Genomic DNA, 13,783 nt, shown 5'->3' on the forward strand with positions numbered 1-13,783 from the left:
GATGGCCGACGCGGACGACATCAAGGGCATTTCGGTCCGGGTGCGCGGCCTCGTGCAGGGCGTGGGCTTCCGTCCGCATGTGTGGCGGATCGCGCGCGAGCTTGGGCTCACGGGCGATGTGTTGAACGACGCCGAGGGCGTTCTGATCCGCGCCTTTGGCCCGCGCGCGACGCTCGACGCGCTGCTTGCCGCGCTCGCCGACCGCGCGCCGCCCCTCGCCCGCATCGAGCGCATCGAGACCGCGCCGCTGAACGGCCCCGCGCCGAACACCTTCCGCATCGTCGAGAGCGGCGCGGGCGATGTCACGACCGGCATTGTCCCCGACGCCGCCACCTGCCCCGCCTGCCTTGCCGACATCCGCGACTCCGAAAACCGCCGCTACCGCTACGCCTTCACCAACTGCACGCATTGCGGACCGCGCCTCTCCATCGTGCGCGCGATTCCGTATGACCGCGCGACGACGAGCATGGCCGCGTTCGAGATGTGCCCCGCCTGCCGCGCGGAATATGACAACCCCGCCGACCGACGCTTCCACGCGCAGCCGAACGCATGCCCCGTTTGCGGGCCGAGGCTGTGGCTCGAAGGCGCGGACGGCGCGACGCTTCCGCTTCGAGGCGCGCGCGACGAGATCGATGCCACCGCGCGGCTCATCCGCGATGGTGCGATCGTCGCGATCAAGGGGATCGGCGGGTTTCATCTCGCCTGCGATGCCGCGAATGAGGATGCGGTGGCGCGGTTGCGCGCCGAAAAGCGCCGCAGCGGCAAGCCGCTCGCGCTGATGGCGCGCGATATTGCCATGGTAGAGCGATACGCCCACATCGCGCCGCCGGAGAGCGCCGCGCTCGAAAGCTCCACCGCGCCAATCGTGCTGCTCTCGCGCCGTGCCGACGCGCCGCCGCTCGCCTCCGGCATCGCGCCGGGCCAGACGACGCTCGGCTTCATGCTGCCTTACACGCCGCTGCATCATTTGCTGATGGAGGGGCTGCCCGGCCCCATCGTGCTCACCTCGGGCAATGTCAGCGACGAGCCGCAATGCACCGCGAACGACGAGGCGCGCGAGCGACTGTCTGGCATGGATCGCCCCGCAATTCCGGACGGAAAACCGGCTTCCGCTTTTCCTGAAATTGCTATGGCCGACGCCTTCCTCATGCACGCCCGGGACATCGTCAACCGCCTCGACGACAGCGTGGTGCGGCTCGCGGCGGGCCGCGTCCGCACAATCCGCCGCGCGCGAGGGCTTGCGCCCGCGCCGCTTTCGCTGCCGCTTTTCCAAGGCGCGCCCGCCGTGCTCGCTATGGGCGCGGAGCTGAAATCCACCTTCTGCCTCGCGAGCAGCGGTCGCGCCATCGTTTCGCAGCATATCGGCGACCTCGAAGACGCCGCAACGCATGCCGATTACCGCGCAAACCTCGCGCTTTTCGAGCGCCTGTTCCGCTTCACGCCGGACGTCGTGGCGGTGGACGCGCACCCCGACTACCATGCGACGCGGCTGGGTGAGGCGCTGGCTGCGGAGCGCGGTTTGCCCGTTGCACGCGTGCTGCATCATCATGCCCATGTCGCGGCGGTGATGGCGGAACATGGCGTGCCGCTCGACGCGCCGCCGGTGCTGGGCATCGCGCTCGACGGCCTCGGCATGGGAGACGCCGTGTCAGATCAACCCGCGCTCGAATCGCCGCATTTGAGCGCGGGCAAGTCGATCGATAACAAGGGAGAGCGGAGCGACGCGTTCCAACGAACGCATCGCCCGCTGTGGGGCGGCGAATTCCTCGTCGCGGACTATCGCGCCTGCCGCCGTGTCGCAAGCTTCGCGCCCGTGCCGCTGATCGGCGGCGCAAAAGCCATGCGCGAACCGTGGCGGAACCTGCTCGCGCATCTCCACGTCGCGTTTGGATGGGACGAGGCGACCGCCAACTTCGGCGATATCCCGATCCTGCGCCGCTTAACCGCGAAGCCTGTCGCGCCCGCGCTGCAAATGATGGCGCGAGGCGTGAACGCGCCGCCAGCCTCGTCGGCAGGACGTCTGTTCGACGCCGTCGCCGCCGCGCTCGGGATCTGTTTCGACGAAGCGACCTATGAGGGGCAAGCGGCGGTGGAGCTTGAGGCTTTGGCGGCCTCGGTCTGCGGCCAGGATTTCGGCCACTGGCCCATCGCTGCCCGGAAGCTTCCTTCGCGGGGCATGGGCGAGGACGACGGCCCTATCCGCCTCGGCTGGGGTGAACTCTGGCAGGCCGTTCTCGATGACCTCGCCCGAGATGCGCCGCCCGCGATCATCGCAGCGCGCTTCCACGTCTTCCTCGCCGACACGGTGGCGGACACTGCGCGCTCGCTCGCCCGGCGCGAAGGCTTGGCGCGCGTCGTGCTGTGCGGCGGCGTGTTCCACAACCGGCTGCTGCTCGAAGGCGTCATCGAACGGCTCGCTGGCGATTTCGAGGTGCTCGCCCCTGCCCTGTTCCCGGCGGGCGACGGCGCGATCTCTCTCGGGCAGGCCGTTATCACGGCCGCACGCGCTATCCCCGCATCGCCACGGTGAAGGCGTCGAGCAGGCGCAAATTCGTGGCCTCGTTCGTCGCCGCGACGGCCGACGCCGCCATCGCCACGCGTGGATGATCGACGATGCTCTCGCCCCATTTCCGAACGTAGGGCCACACGCCGCCCGCATAAATCGGCGCGCTGTAATCGCCGACCACGTCCGCGCCGACGATGATATGGCGCTCCGCGAGGCGGCCTACGAGCCCGAGCACATCGTCGAGCGAGAGCTTGCCCTGATCCCAATTCGTGACCGCGTCGGCGGGCGCGAGCGCGTCCTTGTCGAGCGTGATGTAGACATCCGCCGTTTCGATCCGTGACAGGAGAAGCTCACCGAATGCCGCGAGTCCAATGTCTTCGATGCAGGTCCAGCGGATGTGGCCGCCCTCCTGCCGATGGCTCGCGCCCGCGCCATAGTCGCCGCTCACCTTCGACGGCGCCTGAGCGAACGGAAACAGCTCAAGCCGCCCCTCCTTCAGCGCCGCGAGGTTGCCTCCCTTCCATTCCGGATGCTGGAGATCCTTGCTGCACACGCCAACGGTGATGACCTTGGCGACGTTGGGCGTAGCAAGTGCGCTGTTCACCCATGAGCCGCAATGCATGCCGCTCGAACAGCGCACCCAGTCGGGGTGGTTGTCGAAATGCACGACGGTGAAGGGCCGCGACGCAGCCGCCGCCGCTCGCGCGATCAGCATAGCGCTGACGTGATGAAAATCGCCCGACCCGAGGAAGGCGAGGACCGGGCCGCCATCGGCCCCGCCAGCGCTGGCGCCAAGCTTCGCCTCCAGCCGCGCGAGGTCGGCGTCGTAGCCCCAAAGCCGCACGCGGGGGCCGTTCGCCTTGGCATCCACCGAGACTGCCCTGCGCCCGGCGCACGCGTCGAGGAAGGTGCGCTGGCCCGCAAAGGCGTCGTCGAGATGAATGACTTCCAACCGCATTTCGCTCCCCGTCTTCCGGCAACGACGCCACTTCCCGGCCGCCCCGTTGCTGACCCCGCCCCTTTTCGCTGGCTCGCGAGCCTCGACCCTTAACCGCGTCGGCGACGCTTGCAAGCATTTCGCAGTTTCCCCAGCCCCACCCAGACGCACCTTCGCGCCGAAAGTCTCGGCTCCGAGCCGCCAGCCCCGGACAATCCAGAGTTTGCACAAAGACACACCAGCGACTATATTATGCGCTAACCCTTCGATTGCGGGTTCCCCCACACAATCGGAAATTGAATGCCCAGGAAGCGGAGAGGGCTCGCGCTTCCAGGACCGGAGGAAATTTATGAGCGACATACCCCTGATGCCGAAGGCGACGGCCGTCTGGCTCGTCGAGAACACCTCGCTGACATTCGACCAGATCGCCGATTTTTGCGGATTGCACGTGCTCGAAGTGAAGGGGATCGCAGACGGCGACGTCGCGGCCGGCATTCGTGGCGCGGATCCGATTGGCGCGGGCCAACTCACCCGCGAAGAAATCGCCCGCGGCCAGAAAGATTCATCCTATCGGCTCAAGCTGGCGCGCTCCAAGGTGCACATCCCGGAGATCAAGACGAAGCGCGCGCCGAAATACACGCCTGTTTCGCGCCGTCACGACCGCCCGAATGCGATCCTCTGGCTTCTGCGCCATCATCCCGAGTTGCGCGACACGCAGATCATGCGCCTTGTCGGCACGACGAAATCGACCATCGAGAGCATCCGCGAGCGCACGCACTGGAATTCCGCCAGTCTCCAGCCGCAAGATCCGGTCGCGCTCGGCCTTTGCTCGCAGATCGACCTTGATAATGAAGTGAAGAAGGCCGCGAAGCGCGTCGAGGAAGAGCAGCCGGAAGCCGCGCTGGAAACCGCGGGCGTCACCATCGCGCCGCCGTCCGAGCAGCCTTATCTCGACATCGAGGAATGGAAGTAGCATCGCCCACCCAATTGGGTGCCTCAGCATAACTTCATAAGCGACGCATTCTCACGCGGCGCCGTACGGATGGGCGAAGGCTGGTTTGTCGACCTTTTCGCAGCATCCGTAGTCAACTCATTCGGAAAATCAAACGGCCGGTTACCCGGCCGTTTTCATGCAAGTTGTAAGTCGCGAGAGCTGCTACGCCGCTGAGCGCGCGTATTCCGGGTACGTCGCGGCGAGCCCCTCGCGCGAGGCAGGCGAGACGCCACGCTCGGTGATGATGCCCGTGATGAGCCGCGCGGGCGTCACGTCGAACGCAGGGTTCGCGCCCGCGCTTCCCGGGGCCGTCACCTGCACCGTCACGATGTCCCCACCATCCGTGCGGCCGGTCATATGGGTTAGCTCGCGCGCGTCGCGCTCCTCGATCGGGATATCGCGCACACCATCGAACAGCGTCCAGTCGATCGTCGACAACGGCAGCGCGAAATAGAACGGCACGCCGTTATCCTTCGCCGCCAGCGCCTTGAGATAGGTGCCGATCTTGTTGGCCGCGTCGCCCGCCGCAGTAAGGCGGTCGCAGCCGACGATGCAAAGGTCCACGTCCCCATGTTGCATGAGATGACCGCCCGCATTATCCGCGATGACGGTATGCGGCACGCCGTGCGCGCCAAGCTCGAACGCCGTCAGCGCCGCACCCTGATTGCGCGGGCGCGTCTCGTCCACCCAGACATGCACGGGGATGCCCGCGTCATGCGCCTGATAGATCGGCGACAGCGCGGTGCCCCAGTCGACGCAAGCAATCCAGCCGGCGTTGCAGTGGGTCAGCACGTTCACCGGGCCGTCCTTCTTCTTCGCGATGTCCTCGATGATCGCCTTGCCGTGCGCGCCGATGCGGCGGCAGGTTTCGACATCCTCGTCGGCGAGCTGGGCGGCCTTGGCGAAAGCGGCAGCGGCGCGCTCGGCGGGTGCGATGGGGCGCAGGAATGTCAGCATCTCGTTCAGCGCCCAGGCGAGGTTCACCGCCGTCGGACGCGTGGCGGCGAGCGTCTTCGCGGCGCTTTCGAGGCCGGCGTCCGACGCATCCGCGCGGAGCGCCAGCGCGAGGCCGTAAGCCGCCGTCACGCCGATCAGCGGCGCGCCACGCACCTGCATGACGCGGATCGCGTGGGCCGCGTCCTCAAGCGTCGAGAGCTTCAGCGTCTCGAAGGCATGCGGGAGTCGCGTCTGGTCGATAATGCCGACCGCGCCGTCGCTTTCCGGCCAGATCGTGCGATAATGGGTGCCGCCGATTTTCATGTCTCACTCCTGCGCCGAAGGGCGGGTGCTTGCTTGCGTCTTGCGAATAACGAAATCGCCTTTTTGCGCGTCGAACGCAACCCCTGCCGACGCGTGGCCGTTGCGGCAGATGTGGCGCGCACCGAAGTTCGCCGACGCCCGGTTCGCGTTACTTCTTGAAGAAAGCGCTCGCCGCGTCGAGATGCGCGGACTTTTTCGCGATGGTCTCTTCCGCCCGCGCAATTTCCGCTTTCAGCGTCGCGATGTAGACGCGAAGTTCGTCCACCGAGTAAACGGCAAGGTCTTTCGGCTTCGAAATCTGTTTGCGGGGTTCGAGATCGTCAATATCCATCGCGGTGCTTCAGGCGGCGTTTCTTGTCCGCTCATCATAAGGGTTTGCGGTCGCCCCGCAAGGCCTGGTGTCTTCTCGCCCGGCATTTGCAGCTTGCACCGTGATAACTGACGTTGCGATCGTGTTACAGCGCTGTGCCGCAAAAGACGCAGCTTACGCCGTAAGTTTCTGCTGTCGATCAGCTTTCTGCAATCGGTCCGATTAACACAGGCTGATTAGATGTCGCCACGGCTTGCAACGACGCGGAGTCGCGCGGGTGCGCTCTTGGTCATATCGACGATTTCTGGAAGTCTCACCGGCTCAGGCTTTACGATTACTTTTTTCGCTCGCACGCTCCAGTTCCAGAGCGCCTCGGCCGGAATGGGGAGCACCAGAAACCAGTGCTCGATAATGCCGAGCGTGAGGATCACGATCGAAAAGGTGAGCGCGAGCGCCTCGAAGGGCGAGTGCTGCATCTCGACCGCCTTATGAACGAGAGCAGCCGCGAAGGCCGTCGAAACGGTGATCGAAACCGGGAAAAGCAGGTTCATCGGCTTCTTGCGCAGGAACGAGCTGAGATAACGCAGGTGCTCGGGAAAGAAGTGGTCGTTGAGGTTGCGGACGCCGAGGACAGCGTTCACCTTCGCGCTCGCATGCATGAGCCAGATCACGGTGTAGGTCCAGGAGCCGATGTGGTTCGTGCCGTTGAGCGTCGCGAAGCACACGGCGACGCCGAGAAGCGCCGCGCTTGCCTCATGATAGAGGCAGGTTTCGGCTGCGTGCCAGAGATGACGCGGGCCGGAGCAGCCTGGCGGACAGGCGGTCTTGCGCGGCCCGGTAATTACGCCGGTGTAGAACGTCAGTTGCGTCCACGCCCACGCAAGCAGACCGCAGGTAAAGCTGACATAGGCAGCGAGCACCGTCTGGCTCTGGCTCGCGGCGTAAAGGCCGTAGAGCGAGCCCAGCATCACGAGCGTCCCACCGAGCACGCTCCATTTATAGGTACGCTTCGGCAGGTTGTTGAGATACAGGACAGCCCCGGTGCTGAACCACCAGACGAAGAGAACGTAGAGGGTCGGAAGCCCGTAATGTATCACTGCGCTGCCCTCGCTAGCACGCTGTTCGCGGCCTCGCCGACTGCGGCGCGCGAAGCGCCACGAACGGCGAGGATGATCGCCCGGAGCACGCGGCCGCGTTCACGGAAAACGCAAGTTGCCCTGGTGAACGCGAAACTTCCTCCAGCGGCACGCACCTCGACGTACCTGACGCACTTTCTAGAAAACCAGATAGACGCCCACAGTCCTTGACATCGATAAAGTTCAGGCTCCCGGGGCCGTGGCACTTGGGCTTCACCCGCGTCGGATGCAAGGTAGTGGCGTGCCGATCGCTTCCACGCAGCCACGCATTGGCTTGGCCTGCGTTAAACCGAACTCGTTTTGACGCGGAAAAGCCGATCGACAAATGAAACTTAAAGCGTCGCGCCGCGCCCGACTTATCGCAGGACGCTGTATTGGCCTCTGAAGGCCATCGCGACCAGCCCATTTCCGCGATGATGCCAAGCAACCGACAACCGCCGCACCAAATCGTCGTCTTTTCGGCGGTGCGGCTCAGTTTCGGACCGCCATTCATTCCTGCTCGACGGCCGCCCACTTCGTGAACCAGCATCATCGAGGCACGCTCGCCTGCGGGAGAAGCTGCGCAAAGGTATCGGCGTTCCTCTGCCCGTAAGCGGCAAGTTCCAGTGTTTCACCCGTTGACGGATCGGTCAGTGTCAGCTTGCCATCGCTCCACTGGGTGACGACAAAGGGCGTTTCGGGGCCGGCCTTGGAACGTGTCTGACGCACCTGGCCGAGAAGGCGCAAAGACGTCGCCATGAAGGTGTTCTTCTCGCGCTCCAGGATCTGGAAAGGCTCGGTTGCCCCCTGATCGAAGGCGGCAATACCTCCCGAAGGAGTGTCCCGAAATACGACCGCGCGCGAAACAACCGGGCGGCGCGACGCATCCGCAACGCCCCCGCCATGTCTATCGACGACGCTTGTGCCTATTACAATGACGAGAAGAGCGGCCACTGCCGCGCTTCCCAGAAGCAGCGCTTTGTTCACACCCTTGAACATGCCGGTGCGTTTCCAATTCGTTTACGCTGCCTCGGCAGCAGGCTGACCGATGTCAGACTCTTTTTTTTCCGCACGCTGCTGATCGGTCGCGGCAAGCGTCTCTTTATTTTCATTCTCATCTAAGCTCTGGTCGGCAAATGGCGCAAGAGCCAGTTTGAGAATCTCGGCTACCTTTTCCGCTTCCGGGACGGAGCGCAACATCGGCTGCGTCGGCGAGACACGCCATGGCCGCGTATGAGGCCACAAGATGAGATAGGCGATGCGATCTTTGCCGCTCGTTTCGAAAGCAATATCCGCGCAGCCGTTGGCGTGCCTGCTCATGGCGACATTCTTGACGAGGCGGAGCGGAACATTAACGGCCTTCGTGAAGGCGATGCCGTAACGCAACACCACACGCCGAGTCGTGATCGTGTAGATCGTCGTCTTGGCGAGAAGGAGCGACCAGATGACCGCCATCGCGACGACAATTCCGTTAAGAAGCGCGAGAAAGGCGGCGAGTTCGAACGCGTCCGAAACCGGCTTTCCGTCGAGAACGGGAACCAGAAGCCGCCACGCGATCAGAACCGCGAAGTAGAGCGTTATCGTGCGCACGTGGCAGAGATGAACGGCCAGGGACCGCCATTTAGGCGACCCCTGCCAAAGGATTTTTTCATCCTCGGGAAGCCGGTACGGGAGTCCCCGTACCGGCTCGTAGTCGTATTCACTCATAAAAGGGGCTCCTGGCGGGCCGGGGTGGCATACAGGATGCCGCCTGCGAAATACGCGCAGACCTTGTCTTCTTCGAGTCGCGTGATGCGATCCGGGTTGGCCAGCTTCGGCGCGTCTTCGATCTGGGCGCCGAGGATCGATTCGAGCACGACCTTGCCCTTGCCCTGGTCGATCTTGGACAGGGTGAAGGGCACGAGAACGTTGCGGCCCTTCGGCGTCGTCACTTCGAGGTAGCGGATGATGACTTCCGAACGGTCGAGCCACGCATCGCGGATCTTGCCGGCCTTGACGCCATCGGCGCCATAAACCGTGAAGCCGCGCGGGTCGCGATCGTGCTCGTCGATGGCGTGGTCTGTGGCTACGCGGAGGGGAGCGATACGGGTAAGACCGTCATAGGTCAGATCCGGAACGTCCTGACGCTGCACCCAAGCAGCCGGGCCGACGCCGTCGATCATCGGGTTGCCGGTCGGAATGAGCGGCGAGCCGGGATGATTGGTGGCAGGCTTGGCCTTGATCTCACGCTCGGAACGGTAGGGCTGAGGAGAGGTCGTCGTGCCGCCGTGGAAAAGACGGAAGATCTTTTTGTCCGGGATCGTGAGATAGCCGTCGTTCTGCGGCTTGCCCGTCGATTCGTTGATGAGGGGATAACCCTCGCGCCGGTCTTCGCGGCGCAGGTAAAGGATCAGGAGCGCGAAGAAGATCCAGAACGCGTACAACGTCACCTGGGCGACGTCGAGATGTGATGTCAGTGCGCCGGTTGGCATTAATACCTCCAAAGTTTTTTCTTCAACCCGGATAATCAGCTAGGCCGAATTGCGGCGGCTTTTGCCTTGATGCATTACCCGCTGTTCGCACCAGGGGGCCGATAGCCACGAGCGTCGCGAACAACAGGGCAATTTCGATATGATAGACAATGAGGTAACTTGTGTCTGTGCGCATTAGCGCCTCACCGAGGCTACCGTTCGCCGCAAGGGTCGCGCTAACGTCGCGGATCGCGCCGCCGAGTGCAATTCCGCCTCCTGTCGCAGAGGCACCGACCGCACCCCACGCACCAAGCGCTAACCCCGCCTGAGAGGCTTTTGCAAGCTCCATCGCGGCGGTAAGCGTGCCTGCGGCAAAAAAGCCGCTGCCGAAACCGAGCGCAACGACACCCACTTCGAACAGGAGTGGCTCGCCGACGGGGGCGGAAAAAACGAAAGCCGTGAGTGCCAGAAGGCCGACCAATACACCTTGCGCGGCGAGCCGGTGCGGATTGGCGCCAGCGTCGAGTCGGCGCGCGGCAATGGCGAGCGAAACGAGGGCGCCCAGTGCGAAAAACGCTGTCAAAGCCGTGGTTTGCGCGACCGTCATCCCGAGAACCTGACCGCCATAAGGCTCGATCAGGATGTCCTGCATGCTGAAGCCGACCGTACCGAGGCCCAGCGCAACGAAAATGCGCTTCCAGTTGCCGGTTGCCATGAACGTGCGCCACGCTTCGCCGAAATCGGGCTTCGGCTCGTCATCGACGAGGCGGCGCGGCCTGCGCGGCTCCTGCTTCCACAGTGCGACAATATTCAGCACCATGGTCGTGAGCGCTGTGCCCTGAATCACCTCGATGAGCCGCAGCTGACTGAAATTCGTGAGGAGGTCGCCCAGAATCAGTGCGCTGACGCTCATGCCGATCAGCAGCATCACATAGAGGAAGGCGACGACTCGCGGCCGCTTTTCAGGTGGCGAGAGATCCATAGCGAGCGCAAGCCCGGCTGTCTGTGTCGTATGCATGCCCGCGCCGACGAGCAGGAACGCAAGCGCCGCGGCGAATTGTCCGAGAATCGGCGGTCCTTGCGTGTCGCCCGACAGCAGAATCAGCGCGAAGGGCATGATGGCGAGCCCGCCGAATTGCAGCAACGTGCCGAACCAGATGTAGGGCACGCGCTTCCAGCCGAGCAGCGATCGGTGCGTGTCGGACTTGAACCCGAGGAGTGCGCGGAACGGCGCGAAAACCAGCGGGATCGCGATCATGAGCGCGACGAGCCACGCCGGCACGCCGAGGTCGAGAATCATGATGCGGTTCAGCGTGCCGTTGACCAGCACCAGCGCCATGCCGACCGTCACCTGAAACAGCGAAAGGCGCAGAAGCCGGTGCAGCGGCAGTTGCGGAGTGGCCGCGTCCGCGAAGGGCAGGAATTTCGGTCCAAGGCCCTTCAGGAAGAGGTACGCCCCGCTGGGGTGCGAGGCCGATGTGCCCCGCTTGGCTTCGGACGCGACAGCAGCTTGCGATTGATTCGCGGCCGAATCCTTCGTTCCAGCGCTCGCGATTTCGTCTCCCCCGCGATGCGGAGGAGCCTCGGCGGGGTGCGGCGTGAAAGAAGCGGCCGGATCGCGCAGGGCGCAGGGATCTTCCGGCGTTTCTTGCGTAGTTCCGGGCTTTTCCACGTTCCTATGACCGCCGACATCCGTCACGAGGCAGACAACTCCATCGCATTCGAGGTGTAGAACCCGTTCACGATTCGCTCCGAGCGCCCCTGCGTAAAGCCCGCGAGGCGGCTATCCTTCGCGATCATCCCTGAAAGTTTGGCTTCCGCAATAGGTTCGATGGCTGGCGACCGATCCGAGCGGGGGAAAAGTTTGCCCGCGCTGTGCATGACCGAGAGCGCAAGCGTCCTCGGGGCGAAGGTAAAGAGCACCTTCTGGTCGGCCAGTGCCGCGAGACCCGAAAGCGCGCTCACAAGGTCGTCTGCCTTGTAATGGATGAGCGAGTCCATCGCGACGCAGAAGTCGTAGCGGCCGCGCGAAGCATCCAGCATATCGCCGGAGTAAAACTCGATGCGGTCGGCGACATCTTCCGGCATGCGCTCCTGAGCGATGCCGACGAGCGTCGGGGACAGGTCCACCGCCACGACATGCGCGCCGCGCCGCGCCGCTTCCACCGAGAGAAGCCCCGTGCCGCAACCCGCATCGAGAAGGCGCGCGCCGGTGAGGTCGTCGGGAAGCCAGCTCATGAGCGTCGCGCGCATGCGGTCGCGGCCCGCGCGAACCGTCGCGCGCACCCCGCTGACGGGGGCATCCGTCGTCAGCTTCGCCCACGCATCCGCCGCCGTCCTGTCGAAATAGGTTTTAAGGTCGTGGCGGCGATCAAGGTAGGACTGCGTCGTCATCAGTTGAATCCCAGGAATTCGAAAATATCGCGGTCTTTCATCGGCTTGGCCTCAAGCGGCTCGGAGCCGTCCCACATGGCCTTCGCAAGCTGCAGATACTCGGCCTGCGCGCGCTCCACGTCTTCGGACGGGTCCATTTCGAACAGCGTCTTCTTCTTCAGGCGCGAGACGCGGATGCAATCGAGGTCCGGGACATGCGCCATGCGCTTCAGACCGATGGCGGCATTGAAGCGGTCGATCTCGTCCGTCGCGCGGCTGCGGTTCGCGATCACGCCGCCGAGGCGCACGCGGTAGTTCTTCGACTTCGCCTGAATGGCCGCGACGATGCGGTTCATCGCGAAGATCGAATCGAAGTCGTTCGCCGTCACGATCAGCGCGCGCTCGGCATATTGCAGCGGAGCCGCGAAGCCGCCGCACACCACGTCGCCCAGCACGTCGAACACCACGACATCGGTCTCGTCCAGCAGGTGATGCTCCTTCATGAGCTTCACCGTCTGGCCGACGACATAGCCGCCGCAGCCCGTGCCCGCCGGGGGGCCGCCCGCCTCGACGCACATGACGCCATTATAGCCCTCGAACATGTAGTCCTCGGGGCGCAGTTCCTCGGTGTGGAAGTTCACCGTTTCGAGCACGTCGATCACGGTCGGAATCATGCACTTCGTGAGCGTAAACGTGCTGTCGTGCTTCGGATCGCAGCCGATCTGGAGCACGCGCTTGCCGAGCTTCGAGAACGCCACCGAAAGGTTCGACGACGTCGTGCTCTTGCCGATGCCGCCCTTGCCATAGACCGCGAAAACCTTGGCGTTCCCGATCTTCATGTTCGGATCGAGATGCACCTGCATGCTGCCGTCGCCGTCGCCTTCGTCCTGGCCTGCGGCGCCTTTGGCGCGATATTGCGGGATCGGCTGCGCCGGTATGCGCGTGTACATGCTCATGCGGCTTCCTCTACCATACCAACCCCTTCGATCTGGTCTTCGAGTTCTTCAGACGCCTTGCGAAGAGCATCGAGGGTCTCGTCGTCCGGCTTCCAGTAGTTGCGTTCGTAAGCTTCATTCAGGCGGTTCACCATGCGCGCGGTGGCCGTCGGGTTCAAGGCCGCGAGCCGCTTGCGCATTGTCTCGTCGAGCACATAGGTCTGCGTGAGGCGCTGATAGACCCACGGATCGACCTGCCCTGTCGTTGCCGACCAGCCCATCGTGTTGGTGACAGTCGCTTCGATCTGCCGCACGCCTTCATAGCCGTGCTCCAGCATGCCCTCGTACCACTTCGGGTTGAGAGCGCGCGTGCGCGTTTCCAGCGAAACCTGCTCGGACAGTGTGCGAACCTTGCCCTCGCCGCGCGTCTGGTCGGCGATATAGACCGGCAGATCCTTGCCGCCCTTCGCGCGTCTGACCGAGCGCGTGATGCCGCCCAGCGTATCGAAATACTGGTCGATGGTGGTCACGCCGAGATCGACCGAATCGAGGTTCTGATAGGCGAGATCGACGTCGGCGAGCATCGTCTTCAGCAGCGCGGGTTGCGCCATCGGCTTGCCCTGCCGCCCATAGGCGAAGGATTTGCGGCGGCTGTAGGTTTCGGCGAGTTCGTCCTCGTCCTGCCAAGCGCCCGAATCGACGAGCAGGTTCACGTTCGCCCCATACGCGCCATCGCCGTTCGAAAAGACACGCAGCGCGGCTGTTTCCATGTCGCATTTCTGCGAGGCCTGATAGGCCAGCGCGTGTTTGCGGATGAAGTTCTTGTCGAGCGGTTCGTCCGCGATGGCGGCCTCGTAGGACGCCTCCGCCAGCAGCTTCATCTGAAGCGGAAGCAGGTCGCGG

13 protein-coding genes are annotated in these 13,783 nt (G+C 64.1%); 2 read left to right on the top strand and 11 right to left on the bottom strand.

Translation table 11 applies throughout. The features are described 5' to 3' along the window. The first annotated feature begins 1 nt into the window (after position 1). Positions 2-2,530 carry a carbamoyltransferase HypF gene (hypF, locus tag T281_RS05175; protein ID WP_037235251.1) on the top strand — a complete coding sequence of 843 codons (2,529 nt, stop codon included), beginning with the start codon at positions 2-4 and terminating at the stop codon, positions 2,528-2,530. On the opposite strand, the gene T281_RS05180 is transcribed toward hypF, so the two are convergent. Further along, positions 2,508-3,464, bottom strand: coding sequence for an arginase family protein (locus tag T281_RS05180; RefSeq protein ID WP_037235254.1), 957 nt, complete (start codon positions 3,462-3,464; stop codon positions 2,508-2,510). The genes hypF and T281_RS05180 overlap by 23 nt on opposite strands. Before the next feature lie 328 nt (positions 3,465-3,792). On the opposite strand from T281_RS05180, the gene T281_RS05185 reads away from it, so the two are divergent. Next, on the top strand, positions 3,793-4,416 hold the full coding sequence (locus T281_RS05185) for a DUF1013 domain-containing protein (protein ID WP_013418664.1): 624 nt from the start codon (positions 3,793-3,795) through the stop codon (positions 4,414-4,416). A gap of 183 nt (positions 4,417-4,599) precedes the next feature. Here the strand turns inward: T281_RS05185 and mtnA are convergent, their stop codons facing one another. The 10 genes from mtnA to T281_RS05235 all read right to left on the bottom strand — a co-directional run. Then, positions 4,600-5,697 (bottom strand): S-methyl-5-thioribose-1-phosphate isomerase, encoded by a 1,098-nt coding sequence (gene mtnA / locus T281_RS05190; RefSeq protein ID WP_037235257.1) that lies wholly within the window; start codon positions 5,695-5,697, stop codon positions 4,600-4,602. Positions 5,698-5,845: 148 nt separating this feature from the next. Beyond that, on the bottom strand, positions 5,846-6,028 hold the full coding sequence (locus T281_RS05195; RefSeq protein WP_013418666.1) for a DUF1192 domain-containing protein: 183 nt from the start codon (positions 6,026-6,028) through the stop codon (positions 5,846-5,848). A gap of 215 nt (positions 6,029-6,243) precedes the next feature. Further along, positions 6,244-7,104 (bottom strand): putative photosynthetic complex assembly protein PuhE, encoded by an 861-nt coding sequence (gene puhE, locus T281_RS05200; RefSeq protein ID WP_037235261.1) that lies wholly within the window; start codon positions 7,102-7,104, stop codon positions 6,244-6,246. A gap of 567 nt (positions 7,105-7,671) precedes the next feature. Further along, positions 7,672-8,121: a photosynthetic complex assembly protein PuhC gene (puhC, locus tag T281_RS17455; RefSeq protein ID WP_052037073.1), complete on the bottom strand. Its 450-nt coding sequence runs from the start codon at positions 8,119-8,121 to the stop codon at positions 7,672-7,674. Positions 8,122-8,142: 21 nt separating this feature from the next. Then, on the bottom strand, positions 8,143-8,829 hold the full coding sequence (gene puhB, locus T281_RS05210) for a photosynthetic complex putative assembly protein PuhB (protein WP_052037074.1): 687 nt from the start codon (positions 8,827-8,829) through the stop codon (positions 8,143-8,145). Beyond that, entirely contained in the window at positions 8,826-9,593 is a 768-nt protein-coding gene (puhA, locus tag T281_RS05215; RefSeq protein ID WP_037235264.1) for a photosynthetic reaction center subunit H, read from the bottom strand. Before puhA ends, puhB begins: the two co-directional genes overlap by 4 nt. A gap of 22 nt (positions 9,594-9,615) precedes the next feature. Continuing rightward, the gene (locus T281_RS05220) at positions 9,616-11,016 is read right to left on the bottom strand and encodes a BCD family MFS transporter (RefSeq protein ID WP_037235301.1); all 1,401 of its coding nucleotides are present in this window, start codon (positions 11,014-11,016) and stop codon (positions 9,616-9,618) included. Between the two features lie 251 nt (positions 11,017-11,267). Beyond that, positions 11,268-11,966: a magnesium protoporphyrin IX methyltransferase gene (bchM, locus tag T281_RS05225; RefSeq protein ID WP_037235266.1), complete on the bottom strand. Its 699-nt coding sequence runs from the start codon at positions 11,964-11,966 to the stop codon at positions 11,268-11,270. Beyond that, the gene (bchL, locus tag T281_RS05230; protein ID WP_245258054.1) at positions 11,966-12,808 is read right to left on the bottom strand and encodes a ferredoxin:protochlorophyllide reductase (ATP-dependent) iron-sulfur ATP-binding protein; all 843 of its coding nucleotides are present in this window, start codon (positions 12,806-12,808) and stop codon (positions 11,966-11,968) included. Before bchL ends, bchM begins: the two co-directional genes overlap by 1 nt. Positions 12,809-12,897: 89 nt before the next feature. Then, the coding region (locus T281_RS05235; protein WP_037235269.1) for a cobaltochelatase subunit CobN at positions 12,898-13,783 on the bottom strand (886 nt) is incomplete at its 5' end.

It is taken from the genome of Rhodomicrobium udaipurense JA643, assembly GCF_000636015.1.
In the GTDB taxonomy this organism is placed as follows: Bacteria; Pseudomonadota; Alphaproteobacteria; order Rhizobiales; family Rhodomicrobiaceae; genus Rhodomicrobium; species Rhodomicrobium udaipurense.

Coding starts and splice junctions, on each gene's coding strand:
- hypF (WP_037235251.1), top strand. CDS start 2: ATGGCCGACGCGGACGACATCAAGGGCATTTCGGTCCGGGTGCGCGGC.
- T281_RS05180 (WP_037235254.1), bottom strand. CDS start 3,464: ATGCGGTTGGAAGTCATTCATCTCGACGACGCCTTTGCGGGCCAGCGC.
- T281_RS05185 (WP_013418664.1), top strand. CDS start 3,793: ATGAGCGACATACCCCTGATGCCGAAGGCGACGGCCGTCTGGCTCGTC.
- mtnA (WP_037235257.1), bottom strand. CDS start 5,697: ATGAAAATCGGCGGCACCCATTATCGCACGATCTGGCCGGAAAGCGAC.
- T281_RS05195 (WP_013418666.1), bottom strand. CDS start 6,028: ATGGATATTGACGATCTCGAACCCCGCAAACAGATTTCGAAGCCGAAA.
- puhC (WP_052037073.1), bottom strand. CDS start 8,121: ATGTTCAAGGGTGTGAACAAAGCGCTGCTTCTGGGAAGCGCGGCAGTG.
- puhB (WP_052037074.1), bottom strand. CDS start 8,829: ATGAGTGAATACGACTACGAGCCGGTACGGGGACTCCCGTACCGGCTT.
- puhA (WP_037235264.1), bottom strand. CDS start 9,593: ATGCCAACCGGCGCACTGACATCACATCTCGACGTCGCCCAGGTGACG.
- bchM (WP_037235266.1), bottom strand. CDS start 11,966: ATGACGACGCAGTCCTACCTTGATCGCCGCCACGACCTTAAAACCTAT.
- bchL (WP_245258054.1), bottom strand. CDS start 12,808: ATGCAGGTGCATCTCGATCCGAACATGAAGATCGGGAACGCCAAGGTT.